Below are 19,587 nucleotides of genomic sequence, written 5' to 3'. Positions count from 1 at the left end.
GCCGGGCATCCGCCGGGAGAACTCGGGCTTCGCCCGGTGGAGCGGAACCGGCATGACCACGGACCCCCTTCGGCCCCGGGACTCCGGGGCGTCGCTGGACACCGGCACGCCCGCGGGCACTTGCCGACACACCGAACACAGCATGTAATTAATTGCATAATTTTGCAATTCGCTCATGCCGGAGCCGTGCCCGGCGCGATCCGGGCCGCTCAGCCCCGGTCTGGGGTGAGCTGCGCGATGAGCAGGGCGACGTCGTCGTCGCGGCCGGGGTGGCGCAGCACGGTCAGCACCCGGTCGCAGGTCGCCTCCAGGGAGTCGCAGGGTTCGGCGAGCAGGCGCAGCAGGGAGCCCAGGCGGGCGTCGATGGGCTCGTCGCGGGTCTCCACCAGCCCGTCGGTGTAGAGGACGAGGCTGTCCCCGGCCCGCAGGTCCAGGGCCGCGGTGCGGAAGGGGACGCCGCCGACACCCAGCGGCGCCCCGGTGGGCAGGTCCAGCAGCCGGGGGGCGCGGCCGGGCCGGAGCAGGACGGGCGGCGGGTGGCCGGCCAGCGCGACGCGATACGTGCGGCGGTGCGGGTCGAGGACGGCGTAGACGCAGGTGGCGGTCATCTCGTGCAGGTCGGCGGTGACCCGGTCCAGGTGGTGCAGCACCTCGGCGGGGGCGAGTTCGAGCCCGGCGAGGGCGCGGGTCGCGGTGCGCAGCTGTCCCATCGTGGCGGCGGCGTTGATCCCGTGGCCCATCACGTCGCCGACGACGAGGGCCGTCCGGCCCTGCGGGAGGGGGATGGCGTCGAACCAGTCGCCGCCGATCCCGCTGTCCGCCTCCGCCGGCTGGTACCGGTAGGCGATCCGCAGGCCGGACGGCTGCGGGGGCCGGTGCGGGAGCAGGTGGCGCTGGAGGGTCAGGGCGGTGCCGTGCACGTGCTGGTACCAGCGGGCGTTGTCGATGCACACGGCGGCGCGGGAGGCCAGCTCGCAGGTCATCGCGACGTCCTCGTCGTCGAACGGCCGCGGGTCCCGGGTGCGTACGAGGTCGAGCACGCCGAGGACCTGGCCGCGGGCGATCAGCGGTACGGCCAGGTAGGTGTGCACGCCCGCCTCCTTCATCCGCTCGACGGCCTTCTCGTCGCGGGCGATGCGGTGCAGGTCCCGGTCGGTGACCTCGGCCACGAGGACCGGGCGGCCGGTGGTCACGCAGCGGGTGACCAGGCGCTCCGCCGCGTAGAGGGCGGTCTCCCCGGGCGGGTCGGCGGCGAGCACGGCGGGGCTCTCGTGGCCGGCGGCCACGGCCAGGGCCCGGAAGGCGTGCGGGCCCCGGTCGAGCGGGGTGGCCGGTTCGGAGGCGGCCAGGACCGAGTCGAGGACGTCGACCGCCGCGATGTCGGCCAGCTCGTCCACCACCACCTCCGCCAGTTCGCGGGCGGTGAGCTCCAGGTCCAGGGCGGTGCCGACCCGCTCGGAGGCGCGGGCGATGACCGCCAGCCGCCGCCGGGCCTCGGCGGCCTCGATGGACGCCCGGTGCTGCTCGGTCACGTCCGCCATGATCATCGTGGCGCCGATCAGGCGCCCGCCGGCGTCCTCCAGCCGGTAGCACGACATCGACCAGGCGCTCTCGTGGCCGGGGTCGGCGGGGGAACGGCCGGTCAGGAACCGGTCGCGCACGGAGACGCCGGTGGCCAGCACCCGGCGCATGGTGGACTCGATCCCGTCGCCGTCCAGGAACGGCAGCAGTTCGCGGGGGCCCCGGCCCAGGTGTTCGGCGGCCGGCCGGCCGGTGATCCGTTCCAGTGCCGGGTTGACCAGCAGGAGGCGCAGCTCGGGGTCCAGCACGGCCAGTCCGAAGGGCGCCTGCGCCACCAGCCGGGCGTGGAGCGCCAGATCGCGCTCCACGCCGCGCAGGGTGGCCTCCTCGCAGACGATGCCCAGCGCGTACGCGTCGCCGTGCTCGTCCAGCAGCCGCATGTTGCGGAACTCCAGCCGGCGGCTGGAACCGTCCTTGTGCCGTACGGGGAAGACCCCGGCCCAGGTGCCCTTCCCCGCCATGACGGACGCGAACAGCTCCACAACTTGGTCCACGTACTCCTCCGCGACCATCAGCGGGGCCGCGTACCGTCCCAGCGCCTCCTCGGCGCTCCACCCGAACAGGTCCTGGGCCTGCGGGCTCCACAACGCGATCCGCCCGTCGGCGCCGAGCACCACCGCGGCCACACTCAGCACGTCCAGCAGGCCGCCCGGAGCCGACGGGGCGGCCTGCTCCGCCTCCGCACCGGTCTCCGCCCGCCACGCATCCGACGCAACCATCGAACGGCCCTCCTTGCCCGCACCGGCGGCCGTCCGGAGCGGGGCGGCTCCGCGCCCCGCCCGTCCCGCGCAGCCGTCCTCCCATCGTCCCCCCGCACCCCCGCCCCGGCAGCTCAGCCACCGCCCGGCGGAAGCGGCGGAGGGCGCAAGGACGGCAAGGAAGGTCACGCACCGTGAGCACCGCACACTGCGGGCCCCGCACGCCGCGGGTTTCGTGCACCACAGGTTTCATGGGCCACAGGTTTCATGGGCCACGGGTTTCATGTGCCGCCGACCGGGCAGGCGCCGTACGAGGAGAATTCCCGTAGCCCGCCCGTAGGGGCCGAGGAGGGCGGGTGCGTCCGCCTGCGCCGTGTGCGTAGTGGTGCCCGGAACCGGACTCGAACCGGTACGCCCCCGAGGGGCAGCGAGGTTTAAGCTCGCCGTGTCTGCATTCCACCATCCGGGCCTGGCGCGTTGGCACCTGACCCTAGCCGGGGACTTCCCCCGAACAGCGGATCAGTGGCGCGATGTTGTCTTATTTTATTGATCGTTTGAGGGGGCGTCAGCACTCGTCGAACGACATCGCCACATGCCTGGGCGGGGTAGCGGGCGCGCCGGGCGTGATTCCGGATTGACGTAAAGTCGCCGCACCCGGACGGCGCATCCGCCGGGTGCGCGACGGGGGCGCCGCCGGGACGGCCGCGGGACCGGGGAAAACACCGGCTGGAACCCCGGGCGGAGAAGCGGCTCCATGGTCCTCGGGGCCGGGCCCCGTGGTCCCCGGGAGGGGTGGCCTCGGGGTCGGTGTCATACCGCAGGATGAGGCCGCCGGCCCCCCGGTGCGACTCAAGACGGCCCCAGGAACGGGCACGGGGACTGACGTCCGGCGGCGGACCGGAGGTGACGATGGAAGGGTTCCGATCCACCCCCGGACGATGCCTCGGCCGGAGCCCCGAACCAGGAGATTCCCGTGACCACCATTTCCACCGCACACCGCGTCACCACGGTGGCCGCCCGCGCCACGGATCTGTCGAAGGTCTACGGAGAGGGCGAGACCCGGGTGACCGCCCTGGACGGGGTCACCGTGGACTTCCCCCGCGGCGAGTTCACCGCGATCATGGGCCCGTCCGGCTCCGGCAAGTCCACGCTGATGCACTGCGTGGCCGGTCTCGACAGCTTCAGCAGCGGTTCGGTGCGGATCGGCGACACGGAGCTGGGCTCCCTCAAGGACAAGCAGCTCACCCAGCTCCGCCGGGACAAGATCGGCTTCATCTTCCAGGCGTTCAACCTGCTCCCCACGCTGACGGCGTACGAGAACATCACGCTCCCCATGGACATCGCGGGCCGCAAGCCCGACGCCGAGTGGGTGCGCCGGGTCATCGACATGGTGGGGCTCTCCGACCGGCTGACCCACCGGCCCACCGAGCTCTCCGGCGGTCAGCAGCAGCGCGTCGCGGTGGCCCGCGCCCTGGCCTCGCAGCCGGAGATCATCTTCGGTGACGAGCCGACCGGGAACCTGGACTCCCGCTCCGGCGCCGAGGTCCTCGGCTTCCTGCGCAACTCGGTGCGCGAGCTGGGGCAGACCGTGGTGATGGTGACCCACGACCCGGCCGCCGCCTCCTACGCGGACCGGGTCATCTTCCTCGCGGACGGCCGGATCGTCGACCAGATGCTGCACCCCACCGCGGACGGGGTCCTCGACCGGATGAAGGCGTTCGACGCCAAGGGCCGTACCAGCTGAACCCCGCCCTCCTCCACGCCCTCGCCCGGAACCCCTCCCCATCCCAGGACTGACAGACATGTTCCGTACCGCCCTGCGCAATGTGCTCGCGCACAAGGCCAGGCTGCTGATGACCGTCCTCGCCGTGATGCTCGGCGTGGCCTTCGTCTCCGGCACGCTGGTCTTCACCGACACCCTCGGCAACGCCCTTCGCAACCAGTCGGCCAAGAGTTACGACGACGTCGCCGTCGCCGTCACCACCTACGCCGACCAGCAGGACGACAAGGTCCCCGGCATCACCGCCGCCACCCTGGAGAAGATCCAGCGCCTGGACGGCGTCGACACCGCCACCGGCCGGGTCTCCGGCTTCGCCGGGGTCGCCGACCCCGACGGCAAGCTGATAGGCAACGGCTGGTCGAACACCGGCGGGAACTACTTCCCCGGCAAGGACGGCAAGGACAGCGCGTACACCTTCGTCAAGGGCACGGGCCCGGCCTCGGCCGACCGGATCGCGCTCGACAAGGAGACCGCGAAGAAGGGCGAGTACCAGGTCGGTGACCGGGTCCGGGTCGCCACGAACGGCCCGGTGAAGGAGTACGTCCTCTCCGGCATCTTCACCACCGAGGACGGCGCGGTCAACGCCGGCGGCAGCCTGGTGCTCTTCGACACCGAGGTCGCCCAGAAGCTGTACCTGAGGCCCGGCGTGTTCCGGGAGGCCACCGTCTCCGCCGCCTCCGGCGCCTCCGCCGAGAAGCTGCTGTCCGCGGTGAAGCCGCTGCTGCCCAAGGACGCCGAGGCCAAGACCGGCCAGGACCTCGCGGACGAGCAGGCCAAGCAGATCGAGAGCGGTCTGAGCACCATCAACACCATGCTGCTCGCCTTCGCCGGCATCGCCCTGTTCGTCGGCATCTTCCTGATCGCCAACACCTTCACGATGCTGGTGGCCCAGCGCACCAAGGAGCTGGCCCTGATGCGCGCCGTCGGCGCCTCCCGCCGCCAGGTCAAGCGCTCGGTACTCATCGAGGCCGCCGTGGTCGGCGCGATCGCCTCGGTCATCGGCTTCGCCCTCGGTCTCGGCCTGGCCACCGCGCTGCGCTCCGTGATGGGCATGTTCGGCGGGAAGATCCCGGCCGGTCCGCTGGTGGTCTCGCCCACCGCGATCGGCTCCGCCTTCGCCGTCGGCATCCTGATCACCGTGCTGGCCGCCTGGCTGCCCGCCCGCCGGGCCGCCAAGATCCCGCCGGTCGCGGCGATGAGCAGCGTGCACGCGACGGCCACCGTCAAGTCCCTGGTCCTGCGCAACTCGATCGGCGCGGTGCTCACCCTGCTGGGCTCGGCGGGGATCGTGGCGGGCGCCGCCAAGTCCGGTTCGGCCGGACGGACCCTCATCGCCGCGGGTGCCTTCCTCGCGCTGATCGGTGTCATCGTGCTGATCCCGCTGCTGTCGCGGCCGGTGATCGCGCTGGTCCGCCCGCTGCTGAAGCGGCTGTTCGGGGTCTCCGGCAAGCTGGCCGCGCAGAACGCGGTCCGCAACCCGCGCCGTACCGGCGCCACCGCCTCCGCACTGGCGATCGGCCTCACCCTGGTCACCGGCATCTCGGTGCTCGGCGTCACCCTCGGCCAGGCGGTCGACCGGATGACCACGGACAACGTCCGGGCCGACTACATGGTGACGATGGCGAGCGGAGGGCCGCTCGACGAGTCGGCACTCGCCGCCCTGGAGAAGGCCAAGGGCGCCTCGGCGGTCTCGCCGCAGCAGGCCACCTCGATCGAGGTGAAGGGCGAGTACCACTCCGCGTCCGCCGTCACCCCCGGTGACGTGCAGCAGGTCTTCGCGATCGAGGCCGTCTCCGGTTCGCTCGACGCGCTCGGCAGGGGCGAGATCGCCGTCGACGAGAAGACCGCGAAGTCCAACGGCTGGAAGACCGGCGACACCCTGCCGGTGAAGTTCGAGGACGAGAAGAACGGCGAGCTGAAGGTCGGCGCCGTCTACAAGGGGAACGACTTCCTCTCCCCGGTCCTGCTCCCGAAGGACATCGCCGACCGGCACGGCAGCCTGGCCAACATCCGGGAGGTCTGGCTGAAGATGGACGGCGGTGCGACCGACGCCAACGAGCAGGCCGTGGTGGACGCGCTGGGCGACAACCCGGCCATGAGCATCATGGACCGTCAGGACATCCGCGACATGTTCGGCGGCTCGGTCAACCTCGCGATGAACATCATGTACGGGCTGCTGGCGATGGCCCTGATCATCGCGGTGCTCGGGGTCGTCAACACCCTGGCGATGTCGGTCTTCGAGCGCCAGCAGGAGATCGGCATGCTGCGGGCCATCGGCCTGGACCGGCGCCGGGTGAAGCGCATGATCCGGCTGGAGGCCGTGGTCATCTCGGTCTTCGGCGCGGTGGTCGGTGTCGCGCTCGGCATGTTCCTCGGCTGGGCGATCGGGCAGACCCTGGCGTCGGACATCCCGGACTACGCGCTGGTCATCCCGTGGGACCGGATCGCGGTCTTCCTGGTGCTGGCGGGAGCCGTGGGCGTGCTGGCCTCGCTCTGGCCGGCCCGCAGCGCCGCGAAGCTGAACATGCTGACGGCGATCAAGACCGAGTAGCGGTCGGGGCCCCACGACGGAACGGGGGCCGGTACGCGCAGCACGGTGCTGCGCGTACCGGCCCCCGTTCCGTCGTGGGGCCCCCGGCCCCTGCCCGCGGGGCGCGTGGGCGGTCAGCCGGTCGCGGACGCCGTCCAGTCACGGGCCCGCAGCGGCATGCGGGAGGACCCGCCCTCCGCCGGACGCACCACGAGGATCTGGTTGACGCCGATCTTGTTGTGCTCGAAGGAGAGCGCGGAGGCGGCCATGTAGAGGCGCCAGACCCTGGCCCGCCCGTACGAGGTCATCCGGACCGCGCGGTCCCACTGCTTCTCCAGGTTGGCGACCCACCGGCGCAGGGTCAGGGCGTAGTGCTCGCGGATCGACTCCACGTCGCGGGCCTCGAAGCCGGCCTCCTCAAGGGTCGTCACGGTCCGTCCGACCGGGGCCAGTTCGCCGTCCGGGAAGACGTAGGCGTCGATGAAGTCGTCCACGTGGTACGTGGACTCGTTCCGCTCCGGGCGGCGGGCGATCTGGTGGTTGAGGAGCCGGCCGCCGGGCTTGAGGAGCGCGTAGAGGTCGTCGGCGTACTCGCGGAAGCGGACCGCGCCGACGTGCTCGGCCATGCCGATGGACGAGACGGCGTCGTACGGGCCGTCCCCGACGTCCCGGTAGTCCTGGACCCGGATCTCCACCCGGTCGGCCAGGCCCTCCTCCGCGACGCGTTTCCTGGCGTAGGCGGCCTGTTCGGCGGAGAGCGTCACCCCGGTGACCCGGGCGCCGTACTCGCGGGCCGCGTGGATGGCCATCGAGCCCCAGCCGCAGCCGACGTCCAGGAGGCGGTCGCCCTCCTTCAGCGCGAGCTTGCGGCAGACCAGGTCCAGCTTGGCGCGCTGGGCGCCCTCCAGGTCGCCGCCGTCCTCCCAGTAGGCGCAGGAGTAGACCATGGACGGGCCGAGGACCAGTTCGTAGAAGTCGTTGCCCACGTCGTAGTGGTGGCTGATGGCCTCCTTGTCGCGGCGCCTGGTGTGCAGGGCGCCGGCGCGGCGGCGCACCTCCTCGGGCGGCGGGGGCGGCGGGAGCCAGGGACCGGCCAGGCGCAGCAGCCCCTTGGCGAAGGTCCGCACCCGGGGGTCGCGGGCCGGGTGGATCCGCTTCCCGCCGGTGTCGGGACGTTCCCAGATCAGCGAGGCCAGGAGGTCCAGGGTCTCGTAGAGGTCGCCCTCGATGTCGATCTCGCCCGCCACCCAGGCGCGGGCCAGGCCCAGTTCGCCCGGCTTCCAGAGCAGCCTGCGCAGCGCGCGGCGGCTGCGGACGACGAGCACGGGTGCACCGGGCGGTCCTGATTCGCTGCCGTCCCAGGCCCGGATCCGGACCGGCAGCCTTTCTCCCAGCAACTCCTCGACGAGAGCGGTCAGCCGCAGCGCGGCGTCTGCCATGGCACACACCTCCGTGGTGGTGTTCCCGATGTGCCCGGGCACACCCGGGCATGCCGCGGCCGCGCCGGGCACCGGGGGCGCCGCGGCGAGCCGCATACCCGTCAACAGTCGGCGAAGCACGCCCCATCCCGCTACCGCGCATTGGAAGGGCAAAATAGCTGCACGTTGCACGCATCCGCCGCTGCGGCGACCACCGGGTCCCCGTACCGCGTCGCGTCGCGCGGGGCCGGATACGCCGAAGGGGCCGTCCGCACCACGGATGGCGGACGGCCCCTTCGGGATCGTGCGTGTGCTTCGCGGGCGAGTGGGCCCGCGATCGGACTAGGAGGCCTTGGCCTTCTCGCCCTCGGCCTTGGCGGCGGCCGGTGCCGGGGCCGGCTTGGCGGCCTCGTAGAACTCCTCGCGCGGCGTCTCCATGGCGCCGAGCGAGACGACCTCGCGCTTGAGGAACATGCCGAGCGTCCAGTCGGCGAAGACCCGGATCTTGCGGTTCCAGGTCGGCATCGCCATGCCGTGGTAACCACGGTGCATGTACCAGGCGAGACGGCCCTTGAGCTTGATCTTCATCTTGCCCATGACGATCATCGCGACGCCCTTGTGCAGCCCCAGACCGGCGACGGCACCCTTGTTGGCGTGGCTGTACTCGCCCTGCGGGAAGCCGCGCATCCCGGAGATGACGTTGTCGCCGAGGACCTTGGCCTGACGCAGCGCGTGCTGGGCGTTGGGCGGGCACCAGGCGTTGGGGTTGCCCGCCCGGCGTCCGACCATGTCCGGGACCTGGGCGTTGTCGCCCGCGGCCCAGACGTAGTCCATGCCGTTGACCTGGAGCTTCTCGTTGCAGTCCACGTGGCCGCGGGGGCCGAGCGGCAGACCGAAGCGGGCCAGCGCCGGGTTCGGCTTCACGCCGGCGGTCCACACGATGGTGTTGGAGTCGACCTCCAGGCCGTTCTTCAGAACGACGTGACCGTCGACGCAGGAGTCCATGGAGGTCGAGAGGAAGACCTCGACGCCACGGGACTCCAGGTGCTCCCGGCCCCAGGTGCCCAGCTTCGGGCCGACCTCGGGAAGGATCTTGTCGGCGGCGTCGACGAGGATGAAGCGCATGTCCTCGCGCTTCACGTTCGTGTAGTACTTCGCCGCGTCGCGGGCCATGTCCTCGACCTCGCCGATGGTCTCCGCACCGGCGAAGCCGCCGCCCACGAAGACGAACGTCAGCGCCTTGCGGCGGACGTCCTCATCGGTCGTCGAGTCGGCCTTGTCCAGCTGCTCGAGAACGTGGTTGCGCAGGCCGATGGCCTCCTCGATGCCCTTCATGCCGATGCCCTGTTCGGCGAGGCCGGGGATCGGGAAGGTGCGGGAGACCGCGCCCATCGCGATGACCAGGTAGTCGAAGGGCAGCTCGTAGGCCTCGCCGACGAGCGGCGCGACCGTGGCGACCTTGCGGTCCTGATCGATGGTCGTGACACGACCGGTGAGTACCTCAGCCTTGGGCAGCACGCGTCGCAGCGGGACGACGACATGCCGAGGCGAGATGCTGCCGGCGGCAGCTTCGGGGAGGAAGGGCTGGTACGTCATGTACGACCGCGGGTCGACGACCGTGACGGTCGCCTCTCCGTATCGCATCTTCTTCAGAATGCGACGAGCTGCGTACAGGCCTACGTACCCACCGCCTACTACGAGGATCCTGGGACGCTCCGTGGTGCTCATGCCATCGAGTATCCACCCCCCTCCGGGGGAGCCCTCGTGAGCCCCTTCACAAGGTTGGGGCAACCCTCTGCTACACTTCGCCGCCCGCGTGACCCAGGTCATGGGGCCTCGGGGGAACCACGAGGCGGTCACGAACGTTGTTCACCGCTTGTGAGCTGGCCCTTGGCCCCAAACGAGGGGCGGATCGCCCCTCCGGAACGCCTCTTGGCGACGCCCCGGAAACGCTCTCCCGACGACGCGGAATGCCCTCCTCCGGGGCTTCGGACGCCCATACGGACCGGAAGCACCCTTCGAAGGGCCGAATTCCTTGTGAAGAAGTTCACGAACTTCGTCGCGCCGGGCCTTCGGAACCCCTCCCGGGTCACCCGACGGAGCCTCAGAAGTGCAGGCGGAAGTGCGCATGAGCACCTCCGCCGCCCCGCCGGTCCGAGGCCCCGACGAGGGGCCTCGGACCGGTCGGCGCCCCCTACGCGATCGACCAGCCGATGCCGTCGAGGATGTCGTGCTCGCTGACGACGACCTCCTCGGCCCCGGTCCGCTTCATCACGGCGAGCAGGATCAGCGCCCCGGCGGCGATCACGTCGACGCGTCCCGGGTGCATCGCGCCGATCGCGGCCCGTTCGGCGTGGGTGGAGGCGAGGAGCCGGGAGGTGATCTCCTGCACCTGGTCGAAGGAGATCCGGGAGTGGTGGATCGCCTCCGAGTCGTACGCGTCGAGCCCCTGGGCGATCGCGGCGACCGTGGTGACCGTCCCGGCGAGGCCGACGAGGGTGGCGGTCCCGGCGAGCGGGACGCTCTTCTCGGCGAGGTCGAGGGCGGCCTCGATGTCGGCCCGGATCGCGTCGATCCGGCCGGCGGACGGCGGGTCGGCCACGACGCCGTCCCGCACCAGGTGACGTTCGGTCATCCGGACGCAGCCGATGTCCACGGAGCGCGCGGCCCGGACGTGGTCGTCGCCGACGACGAACTCGGTGGAGCCGCCGCCGATGTCCACCACGAGGTACGGCTTCGCCAGGTGGTCGTGGTCCGCGAGTTCCCGGGTGGCGCCGGTGAAGGAGAACTCCGCCTCCTGGTCGCCGCTGATCACCTCGGGGTCGACGCCCAGGATCTCCCGAACGCCGCGGACGAACTCGTCCCGGTTCTCCGCGTCGCGGGAGGCGGAGGTGGCCACGAAGCGGATCTTCCGCGCCCCGTGCTCCTCGATCACCTCCGCGTACCGGCGGCAGGCGGCGAACGTCCGCTCCAGGGCCTCGGGGGCGAGCCGCCCGGTGCGGTCGACGCCCTGGCCGAGGCGGACGATCTCCATCCGGCGGTCGAGTTCGACGAGTTCACCGGTGGCCGGGTCGGCGTCGGCGACGAGCAGGCGGATGGAGTTGGTACCGCAGTCGATGGCGGCCACGCGGGTCATGAAGTACTCCCAGATCGAGCCCCTCCGAGGAACGAGGAGCAGTTCGGGCCCCTCCGACGCCCGAGGAGCAGATCAAGCCCCTCCGGCGATCGAGGAGCGGGGTCCGGGGCAGCGCCCCGAAACCGAGCCCCTCGGCGATCGAGGAGCGGGGGTCCGGGGCCGAGCCCCCGGAGGGGGTCCGGTCAGTCCTCGTCCGGCCCGCCGCACGGCGAGACGCACGGCCCCTTGCGCCACCACTCCGGCAGCATCGCGATCGCCTCGTCGCCCAGCGGGTTCACTCCCGGCCCCGCGGCCAGCGAGTGCCCGACCAGGACGTGCAGGCACTTCACGCGGTCCGGCATGCCGCCCGCGCTCGGGAAGCCCTCCAGCACCTCGATGGCGTCGCGCCGGGCGATGTAGTCCTCGTGGGCGGCCCGGTAGGCGGCGGCCAGCTCGGGGTCGGTGGCGAGGCGCTCGGTCATCTCCTTCATGACCCCGTTCGCCTCCAGCGTGCCGATCGCGGACGCGGCGCGCGGGCACGTCAGGTAGTACGTCGTCGGGAACGGCGTGCCGTCCTCCAGCCGGGGCTGCGTCTCGACCACGTCGGGGTTGCCGCACGGGCAGCGGTGCGCGATCGCGCGCAGGCCGCGCGGCGGCCGGCCCAGCTGCTGCTGGAACGCGGCGATGTCCGCCTCGGTGGGGGCGGTGGACTCGGTCTGGGGAGGGGGCGTTTCCATGCCTGCCTAGGTTCTGATCGGGCTGCTCGAACTGCGGTTCTGCAGATGGGTGGAGAGGGTCAGTCGCGGTCGGCGCCGTCGGCGCTGTCGATGCCGTCCCAGAGGTTGGAGTGCCACGGCCCGCCGGACTCGCCCGCCCGGCCGTTGCGTTCCTCGGCCGCGTCGGGGTCGATCACCGTGTAACCGGTCTCCCCGGGAAGAAGGTAGTGCAGATGCGTACGGGCCAGCTGCCTGATGTACGCGTCGTCCTGGAGGCGCGCCTTCTCGTCGCGCAGCTCCTCGGTACGGACCCGCGCCTCCTCCGCCAGTCGCTCCTGTTCGGCGATCTCGTCCCGCTGCGAGACGTAGCTGCGCATCGGGTACGCGAGCGCGACCACCAGGGAGCAGACGACGAGGGCGAGGAACGCCGCCCGGCCGGTGAGCCGTGAGCGGCGGGCCTGGCGGCGGTTCTGGGACCGGTAGACGCGGGCGGCGGTCTGCTCGCCGAGCAGCCGCAGCCGGGTCGCGGTGGAGAACCGGTCCCGGTCCTTCGCGGCCATTTCTCCGCCTCCCCAATACGCACCCGATACGCACGTCCGTCCCCGCACACGGTACGGGACCGAGTACGGGGACGGACGGACGCCATGGCCCCGTCCTCACGACGGGGCGGCCAACGCTACTTCCGGCGCACGTCCTAGTCGGCGGAACGGAACCGGGGGAACGCCGAGCGGCCCGCGTACACCGCGGCGTCGTCGAGGATCTCCTCGATGCGCAGCAGCTGGTTGTACTTGGCGACGCGCTCGGAACGGGCCGGGGCGCCGGTCTTGATCTGGCCGCAGTTGGTGGCGACGGCGAGGTCGGCGATGGTGACGTCCTCGGTCTCGCCGGAGCGGTGCGACATCATGCACTTGAAGCCGTTGCGCTGGGCCAGCTCCACGGCGTCCAGGGTCTCGGTCAGCGAACCGATCTGGTTGACCTTGACGAGCAGGGCGTTGGCGGAGCCCTCCTCGATGCCGCGGGCCAGGCGCTCGGGGTTGGTGACGAACAGGTCGTCGCCGACGAGCTGGACCTTGGAGCCGAGCTTGTCGGTGATGACCTTCCAGCCGGCCCAGTCGTCCTCGTACAGCGGGTCCTCGATGGAGACCAGCGGGTACGCGGAGACGAGCTCCTCGTAGTACTCGGTCATCTCGGCGGCCGAGCGGGACTTGCCCTCGAACTCGTACTTGCCGTCCTTGTAGAACTCGGACGCGGCGACGTCGAGCGCGAGCGCGACGTCCTTGCCCGGGACGTAGCCGGCTTCCTTGATGGCTTCGAGGATGAGGTCGAGGGCGGCGCGGTTCGAGTCCAGGTTCGGCGCGAAGCCGCCCTCGTCGCCGAGACCGGTCGACAGGCCCTTGGCCTTCAGGACCTTCTTCAGCGTGTGGTAGACCTCGGTGCCCCAGCGCAGGGCCTCGGAGAAGGACTCCGCCCCGATCGGGGCGATCATGAACTCCTGGATGTCCACGTTGGAGTCGGCGTGCGAGCCGCCGTTGAGGATGTTCATCATCGGAACGGGCAGCAGGTGCGCGTTCGGGCCGCCCAGGTAGCGGAACAGCGGCAGGTCCGATGCCTCGGACGCGGCGTGGGCGACGGCCAGCGAGACGCCGAGGATGGCGTTGGCGCCGAGCGAGCCCTTGTTCTCCGTGGCGTCCAGGTCGAACATCGCCTGGTCGATCAGCCGCTGCTCGGTGGCGTCGTAGCCGACGAGCTCCGGGCCGATCTGCTCGATCACGGCGAGGACGGCCTTCTCGACGCCCTTGCCCTGGTAGCGGTTGGGGTCGCCGTCACGGAGCTCGATGGCCTCGAACGCACCGGTGGAGGCGCCGGACGGAACGGCAGCACGGCCCGTGCTGCCGTCGTCGAGGCCGACCTCGACCTCGACCGTGGGGTTTCCGCGGGAGTCGAGGATTTCCCGGGCTACGACGACGTCGATGGACGGCACGAGGCATCTCCTTCTGGGATATGACGCTGGTTGTGCAGGGTCGCTTTGGCCTTGCGACAAGAGCCTAACCGGCCGGGCCCGATCAGCCCGACGACCGCCCGTCCCCTGGGACGAAAAAGGACCCGAGGGCGGACAATGCGGGAGGAAAGGCCAGATTTTTACCGGTCAGTAACTACAGGAGTTGAACAAACCCTCCCGGAGGGCTCCGACGGAAGGGGCCGCGGGGGCCGGTGGCCGCCCGCGCGGCGGGAAGGCGGAAACCCCGGCCCGCGCGTACGGAGGGTCGCGCGGGCCGGGGCCACCGGGGAGGAGAGGATCCCGGCTACTTCGTCAGGTGCAGCTGCTGACCCGGGTAGATCAGGTCGGCGTTCTCGACGATGTCCTTGTTCAGCTCGAACAGCTTCTGCCAGCCGCCCTCGACGCCCCGGTCGGCGGCGATCTTGCTCAGCGAGTCGCCGGTGACGACCTTGTACTCGCCGTCGCCCTTCTTGACCTTCTTGCCGGTCGGGGTGGTGACGGTCTTCCTGGCCTCGGCCCGCGGGGCCGCGGAGCGCTCGGAGCGGGAGGCGGCGGGGGCCTCGGTGCGCTCCTGCTTCGGCTGGGCCTGGCGGGTCGGCTGCGACTGCTGCTTCGGGGCGGCCGGGGCGCTCTGCTGCTGCGTGGAGCCGGACTTCTCGGTGGAGCCGGAGGAGCCGGTGTCGACGCCCGGGTCGACGCCGTCGTTGCGCAGGCCGCCGGCGCCGGCGCAGGCCCAGGCACCCGGGCCCTGCATGTCGAGGAGGCGCTCGGCGGTGGCGATCTGCTGGGCCTTGGTGGCCAGGTCGGCGCGGGGGGCGTACTGCAGACCACCGGCGGCGGCCCAGCTGGACTGGGAGAACTGCAGGCCACCGTAGTAGCCGTTGCCGGTGTTGATCGACCAGTTGCCACCGGACTCGCACTGGGCGACGGCGTCCCAGGTGGCGACGGAGGCGGCGGAGGCGCCGGTCGCACCCATCAGGGGGACGGCGACGGCGGCACCGGTGACACCGGCGAGCGTGGCGATGCGGACGGCCTTGGACGGGCGGCGGTGCTTGCCCTTGCTGGAAAACAGCATGGAACTTCTCCTCACCGACGCCTACGAGGTGAGCTGTCGGGTTCGGGCCAAGTGAGTTGCCCGGTCGCACGTCCTAGCACGCGACTTCACCCCAAGCCGGTCCTGATGCGTCCTTCGACGATCGGGGCCGGCGCCTACCTGGGTCCCCCGCTCCTGCCTACGGCGCTTTACGCGTCTGTTCCCTCCGACCGACGGCAGGATTCGGCGTGACGGTCGACGGGGCCCGCGGTGCGAGCGGTTCCGACCGTAAACATACGCAACCCCCACATTCAAAGATGGACACATCGGACAATAAGCCCTTACTTGCATCTGAGGATCTATTGTTTCCGCAGGTCGGGGCCGATGCGAAGGGTTTCCCGGCGCGCGACACGCCAGTTGACGCAAAGAGACCCATGTCTCACTTACGCATAAGTGGACATAGGTCCCTGAACTGCCCCGGTTCCGGGGTCTTTTTCAGCCGGTCGTCAGGCCGCTCTCACGCGGCTCTCACTCGGCCGTCACACCGAGGTCGAGCCGCTGGCCGGGAAGGATGAGGTCCGGGTCGGAGCCGACCTCGTCCCTGTTCGCCTCGTACAGCGCAGCCCACCCACCAGGGACCTTCTGCGCGTCGGCGATGGCCCAGAGGTTGTCGCCGGGGCGGACGGTGTACGGGTCGCCGGCGGCCGGGGCTTCCGTGTCGCGCGCGCCGTCGCCGCCCCGGGAGGCGTGACGGCCCGGCTCGCGGCCCTCGCCGGCGCCGGTCCCGCGGCCGTCCTCGACGGCCGGGGTGCCGCGGTGCTTGCCGCCCTGACCGCTGGACGATTCAGGTGAACCGGACGGGAGGGACTCCCCGGGCGTGTCGGACGGGGCCTTCGTGGAGCCCTCGGCGGAGCCCTCCGAGGGCGGTGCGGTGGGGGTGCCGGACGAGGGGTCCGGAGACGGCGTGACCGTCCCTGACGGCTCGTCGGCACCGTCCGTGCCGTCCACGGCACCCGCGCCGTCCGCGCCCTCCGTGGCGCCGCTCGCCGGGTCGGCCGGAGTCTTCGACGTCTCCCCGGCGGGCTCCCCGCCCTGCTCCGGGTCGGCGGAGGGCGTGGTCCCCGGGTCGACGCCGGGCAGCGTCCCGTCCGTCGCGAGGCCGGAGATGACCGCGCAGCTGGGCCACGCCTGCGGCCCCTGGTCCTCCAGGACCTTCTGGGCCACGGCGATCTGCTGCGCCCGGCTGGCGAGGTCGGCGCGCTCGGCGTACGACTCGCCGCCGTACGCCTTCCAGGTCTCCGGCGAGAGCTGGAGCCCGCCGTAGGAGCCGTTGCCGAAGTCGGCGCTCCATGTGCCGCCGCTCTCGCACTCGGCCACCCGGTCCCAGGTCGTGGCGTCGGCCGCGTGCGCACCGGACGCGCCGAGCAGCGGGATGGCGATGGCGGACCCGGTCACGCCCGCGGCGACGACGATGGCGGGTGCCTGACGGGGGCGACGGTGTTTGCCGTTCGCGGAGCCCATGGGGTTTGCCTTCCGTGTAGCTGACGTGTGTCTGGTGGGTCGAACGGTGAACCTAGCTGGACTCGAACGGGAGTCACAAGTCGATGCAGCGCGGATCACGTAAAAGTCACAGAGTTGACGAGGAGTCACTTCCGGCCCGTCCGGACTCCGGCGTGAACTCCACGGGAAGGGTGCGCAGTCCGCGCATGATGAGCCCGCCGCGCCACCGCAGATCGCCGGATTCCACCGCGAGCCGCAGGTCGGGGAGGCGTCTCAGCAGCGTGGCGAGCGCGGTCCGGCCCTCCAGCCGGGCGAGCGGCGCGCCCAGGCAGTAGTGGATGCCGTGCCCGTATCCGAGGTGCTGATTGTCACGCCGCGCGAGGTCCAGGGTGTCGGGTTCCGAGAAGCGTTCCGGGTCGCGGTCGGCGGCGGCGAGCACCACGAGCACGGGGTCCCCGGCCGCGATGTCCTGTCCGCCGAGTGTCAGCGGCTCGGTGGCGAACCGCCAGGTCGCCAGCTCGACCGGACCGTCGTACCGCAGCAGCTCCTCGATCCCGGTCTCCAGCAGCGCGCCCTCCTCCGTCTCGATGGAGTGCTGGAGCAGGGCGCGCTGCTCCGGGTCGCGCAGCAGGGAGTGGACGCCGTTGCCGATGAGGTTGACCGTCGTCTCGAACCCGGCGAAGAGCAGGATGAAGGCCATGGCCGCGGCCTCGTTCTCGGTGAGGTGCTCGCCGTGGTCGCTGGCCCGGATCAGCCCCGAGATCAGGTCCTCCCCCGGGTTCTCGCGCTTGCGGTGGATCAGCTCGGCGAGGTAGCCGCGCATCTTCTTCACCGACCTGGCCACCCCGCCGCGCGGGCCGCCGCCGTGGCGGATCATCATGCCCGCCCAGTCCCGGAAGTCGTCCTGGTCCTCGGGCGGCACGCCCAGCAGGTCGCAGATCGCGTAGATGGGGAGCGGGAAGGCGAAGTCGTGGATGAGGTCCGCCCTCCCCTCCTCGGCGAAGCGGTCGATGAGGCGGTCCGTCAGCTCCTGCACCCGCGGCGCGAACTCGGCGACCCGGCGCGGGGTGAACGCCTTGGAGACGAGGCGGCGCAGCCGGGTGTGGTCGGGCGGGTCGATGTTCAGCAGATGCGTCATCAGCTCCGCCTTGCGCTCCCCGGGGATGCCCGTCTTCCCCTTGGCGTGCGCCGGTTCGGCGTGGTGCGCGGGATTCTTGGAGAGCCGGGTGTCGGCGAGCGCCTGCCGGGCGTCCGCGTACCGGGTGACGAGCCATGCCTCGACGCCGCTGGGCAGCGCGGTCCGGTGCACGGGGCTGTGCTCGCGCAGCCAGGCGTAGGCCGGGTACGGGTCGGTGGCGAACTCCCAGGTGAAGAGCTCGGGCGCGGTGGCGGGGCGGGCACCGGACCGGCCGGCGGGACAGCCCTCGGCGGACGGGGCCGCGGGACGGTCCGCAAACTGCTCGGCAGGGCGGTCCGTGGGCTGATCGGCGGGGCGGTCGGCGGGGCTGTGGTTCACGCCCCGACGTTATCCGTTGCCCTCCGCCGCCCTGATGGCGTCCCGGTAGGCGCGGCCCGCGGCCCGCAGCGCGGCCTCGGGGTCGATGCCGTCCCGCTCGGCCCGTACGGCGAGGGCGAGGAGCTCGTAGCCGATGCCCTCGCCGGTGGGCGGGGTCACGTCGAGCCCGGCGGTACGGACCCGGCTCGCCAGTTTCGCCGCGAGCGCCAGCCCCGGCTGGCCGAGCGGCACCCCGTCGGTGACCGACGCGCGCTGCTTCTCGACGGCCTTGGTCCGCAGCCAGTGCGCGTGCACGTCCTCCGGGGTCTCGGCCGTCTCGTCGCCGAAGACGTGCGGGTGGCGGTGGATCAGCTTCTCGACGAGGGTCGCGGCCACGTCGTCCACGGAGAACGGCTCCGCTCCGTCCTCCGGGCGGCCTTCCTCGGCGATCCGCGCGTGGAAGACCACCTGGAGGAGGACGTCCCCCAGCTCCTCGCGCAGTTCGTCGCGGTCGCCGTCCTCGATCGCCTCCACCAGCTCGTACGCCTCCTCGATGGCGTACTTGGCGAGGCCCTCGTGGGTCTTGCGCGAGGTCCAGGGGCACTCGGTCCGGATCCGGTCCATGATCTGGACCAGGTCGAGGAACCGGGCCCCCGGCAGGTCGTACGAACCGGGCAGCAGCTCCAGGTCCGGCATCCGCACCCGGCCCGAACCCGCGAGCCGGGCGAGCCCGTCGGTCAGCGGTCCGGAGCCCTCGCCGCCCGCGAGGACGACGACGCTCCGGCCGCCCGCACAGGCGTCGACGAGCTCCTGCGCGGCGGGCTCGGCGTGCTCGACGACGACGCCCGCCTCGCGCAGGTACGGCAGCTGCGGATGCTCCCGGTCCGCGCAGAGCACCCGGTCCGCGGCGTGCAGCGCCTGCCAGGCGGGCCAGGACAGGAGCCCGGGCGCGACGCGGTGGCTGGCGGTGAGCAGGACGATACGGCCGGGATCTTCAGCGTTCACCGTTCGAATCTACCTCCGGCCGGGCCGGTCGCCGGTCCCCGGCCGTCAGGCCCCGGCCGTCACGCCTTCGGGCTTGGTGACCTGGCTGATCCACGGGGCCTTGTAGCCGGCGAGCTGGGTCTGCTTGTCGTCCCAGGTGCCGTAGCGCGGGTTGACGTCGACCCGCAGCGCCTTCGACGCCTTGCTGAGCGCCTCGCCGACGACCTGCTGTCCGGCGGGCTGCTGGATGTCGACGCCGAGCGCGGCGGCCAGCTTCGTCAGCTGGACCTGCTCGCGGAAGACGGCGTCGATCTGGCCGGGGGCGACCCAGTTCTGCCGGAGCATCACGGTGCGCAGCCGGGCCTCTCCCCCGGACTGGGCCGCCGCCGCCTTGCGCAGCTGCTGGATCTCGTTGCGGTTGACGGTGACGCCGGCGTCCTGCGCGGCCCGGTCCAGGACCTTGTCGAAGATGATGCCGTGCAGCTTGGCCCGGCTGAGCTGGCCGGACTTGTCGATGAGCTGGGAGGCGTCCTGCGCGCCGCGCTGGGCCTTGCGCACGGCCGCCACCTGGCCCTGCAGCGCGGCCACCTCGATCCGGTCCCCGCCGACGACGGCGGCGGCGCCCGGGTGGGTCCCGCCGCCGCAGGCGGTCAGGAGTGGGGCGCCGGCGAGGAGGGCGGCGGAGACGGTGAGCGCGGTGCGGCGGCGGCGGTGCAAAGGAACCTCCCGGGGAGACTT

General features: G+C 71.8%; 14 protein-coding genes, 1 tRNA gene and 1 riboswitch. Of the genes, 2 read left to right on the top strand and 13 right to left on the bottom strand.

Annotated elements, in window-relative coordinates; translation table 11 throughout:
* Positions 1-209 precede the first annotated feature (209 nt).
* A complete protein-coding gene (locus tag ACFYW1_RS16660; protein ID WP_388992568.1) occupies positions 210-2,300 on the bottom strand; it encodes a SpoIIE family protein phosphatase in 2,091 nt (696 codons plus the stop codon).
* A gap of 362 nt (positions 2,301-2,662) precedes the next feature.
* Positions 2,663-2,748, bottom strand: a tRNA-Leu gene (locus ACFYW1_RS16655).
* 504 nt (positions 2,749-3,252) lie between these two features.
* On the opposite strand from ACFYW1_RS16655, the gene ACFYW1_RS16650 reads away from it, so the two are divergent.
* Both ACFYW1_RS16650 and ACFYW1_RS16645 read left to right on the top strand, forming a co-directional pair.
* Positions 3,253-4,023 (top strand): ABC transporter ATP-binding protein, encoded by a 771-nt coding sequence (locus ACFYW1_RS16650; protein WP_148838321.1) that lies wholly within the window; start codon positions 3,253-3,255, stop codon positions 4,021-4,023.
* A gap of 58 nt (positions 4,024-4,081) precedes the next feature.
* A complete protein-coding gene (locus tag ACFYW1_RS16645; protein ID WP_388992565.1) occupies positions 4,082-6,610 on the top strand; it encodes an ABC transporter permease in 2,529 nt (842 codons plus the stop codon).
* A gap of 113 nt (positions 6,611-6,723) precedes the next feature.
* On the opposite strand, the gene ACFYW1_RS16640 is transcribed toward ACFYW1_RS16645, so the two are convergent.
* From ACFYW1_RS16640 to ACFYW1_RS16590, 11 genes are all read right to left on the bottom strand, one after another.
* On the bottom strand, positions 6,724-8,028 hold the full coding sequence (locus tag ACFYW1_RS16640; protein WP_388992562.1) for a class I SAM-dependent methyltransferase: 1,305 nt from the start codon (positions 8,026-8,028) through the stop codon (positions 6,724-6,726).
* Positions 8,029-8,349: 321 nt separating this feature from the next.
* Positions 8,350-9,735 (bottom strand): NAD(P)/FAD-dependent oxidoreductase, encoded by a 1,386-nt coding sequence (locus ACFYW1_RS16635; protein ID WP_388992559.1) that lies wholly within the window; start codon positions 9,733-9,735, stop codon positions 8,350-8,352.
* Positions 9,736-10,201: 466 nt separating this feature from the next.
* Positions 10,202-11,143 carry an exopolyphosphatase gene (locus tag ACFYW1_RS16630; RefSeq protein ID WP_388992556.1) on the bottom strand — a complete coding sequence of 314 codons (942 nt, stop codon included), beginning with the start codon at positions 11,141-11,143 and terminating at the stop codon, positions 10,202-10,204.
* Positions 11,144-11,325: 182 nt separating this feature from the next.
* On the bottom strand, positions 11,326-11,859 hold the full coding sequence (locus tag ACFYW1_RS16625; RefSeq protein WP_388992553.1) for a DUF501 domain-containing protein: 534 nt from the start codon (positions 11,857-11,859) through the stop codon (positions 11,326-11,328).
* Between the two features lie 59 nt (positions 11,860-11,918).
* Positions 11,919-12,398: a septum formation initiator family protein gene (locus ACFYW1_RS16620; protein WP_388992551.1), complete on the bottom strand. Its 480-nt coding sequence runs from the start codon at positions 12,396-12,398 to the stop codon at positions 11,919-11,921.
* A 134-nt stretch (positions 12,399-12,532) separates the two neighbouring features.
* Positions 12,533-13,819: a phosphopyruvate hydratase gene (gene eno, locus ACFYW1_RS16615; protein ID WP_388992548.1), complete on the bottom strand. Its 1,287-nt coding sequence runs from the start codon at positions 13,817-13,819 to the stop codon at positions 12,533-12,535.
* Positions 13,820-14,141: 322 nt separating this feature from the next.
* The gene (locus ACFYW1_RS16610) at positions 14,142-14,912 is read right to left on the bottom strand and encodes a transglycosylase family protein (RefSeq protein ID WP_388992545.1); all 771 of its coding nucleotides are present in this window, start codon (positions 14,910-14,912) and stop codon (positions 14,142-14,144) included.
* A gap of 3 nt (positions 14,913-14,915) precedes the next feature.
* Positions 14,916-15,087, bottom strand: a riboswitch (cyclic di-AMP (ydaO/yuaA leader).
* 311 nt (positions 15,088-15,398) lie between these two features.
* Complete coding sequence (locus ACFYW1_RS16605) at positions 15,399-16,391, bottom strand: transglycosylase family protein (protein WP_388992542.1); 993 nt, start codon at positions 16,389-16,391, stop codon at positions 15,399-15,401.
* A gap of 106 nt (positions 16,392-16,497) precedes the next feature.
* On the bottom strand, positions 16,498-17,886 hold the full coding sequence (locus ACFYW1_RS16600) for a cytochrome P450 (RefSeq protein ID WP_388992539.1): 1,389 nt from the start codon (positions 17,884-17,886) through the stop codon (positions 16,498-16,500).
* 9 nt (positions 17,887-17,895) lie between these two features.
* Positions 17,896-18,870, bottom strand: a complete 975-nt coding sequence (locus ACFYW1_RS16595; RefSeq protein WP_388992536.1) for a nucleoside triphosphate pyrophosphohydrolase — start codon at positions 18,868-18,870, stop codon at positions 17,896-17,898.
* 45 nt (positions 18,871-18,915) lie between these two features.
* Complete coding sequence (locus ACFYW1_RS16590; protein ID WP_388992533.1) at positions 18,916-19,566, bottom strand: SurA N-terminal domain-containing protein; 651 nt, start codon at positions 19,564-19,566, stop codon at positions 18,916-18,918.
* Positions 19,567-19,587: the final 21 nt, after the last annotated feature.

Source organism: Streptomyces sp. NPDC002669, from assembly GCF_042889165.1.
GTDB lineage: Bacteria > Actinomycetota > Actinomycetes > Streptomycetales > Streptomycetaceae > Streptomyces.
Note: the sequence above shows the minus strand (reverse complement) of the source record. Positions and strands in the feature narration are given on the sequence as shown.

What these genes read in the sequence shown, in the direction of transcription:
- ACFYW1_RS16660 (WP_388992568.1), bottom strand. Translation starts at nt 2,300, where the DNA reads ATGGTTGCGTCGGATGCGTGGCGGGCGGAGACCGGTGCGGAGGCGGAG.
- ACFYW1_RS16645 (WP_388992565.1), top strand. Translation starts at nt 4,082, where the DNA reads ATGTTCCGTACCGCCCTGCGCAATGTGCTCGCGCACAAGGCCAGGCTG.
- ACFYW1_RS16640 (WP_388992562.1), bottom strand. Translation starts at nt 8,028, where the DNA reads ATGGCAGACGCCGCGCTGCGGCTGACCGCTCTCGTCGAGGAGTTGCTG.
- ACFYW1_RS16635 (WP_388992559.1), bottom strand. Translation starts at nt 9,735, where the DNA reads ATGAGCACCACGGAGCGTCCCAGGATCCTCGTAGTAGGCGGTGGGTAC.
- ACFYW1_RS16630 (WP_388992556.1), bottom strand. Translation starts at nt 11,143, where the DNA reads ATGACCCGCGTGGCCGCCATCGACTGCGGTACCAACTCCATCCGCCTG.
- ACFYW1_RS16625 (WP_388992553.1), bottom strand. Translation starts at nt 11,859, where the DNA reads ATGGAAACGCCCCCTCCCCAGACCGAGTCCACCGCCCCCACCGAGGCG.
- ACFYW1_RS16620 (WP_388992551.1), bottom strand. Translation starts at nt 12,398, where the DNA reads ATGGCCGCGAAGGACCGGGACCGGTTCTCCACCGCGACCCGGCTGCGG.
- ACFYW1_RS16610 (WP_388992545.1), bottom strand. Translation starts at nt 14,912, where the DNA reads ATGCTGTTTTCCAGCAAGGGCAAGCACCGCCGCCCGTCCAAGGCCGTC.
- ACFYW1_RS16605 (WP_388992542.1), bottom strand. Translation starts at nt 16,391, where the DNA reads ATGGGCTCCGCGAACGGCAAACACCGTCGCCCCCGTCAGGCACCCGCC.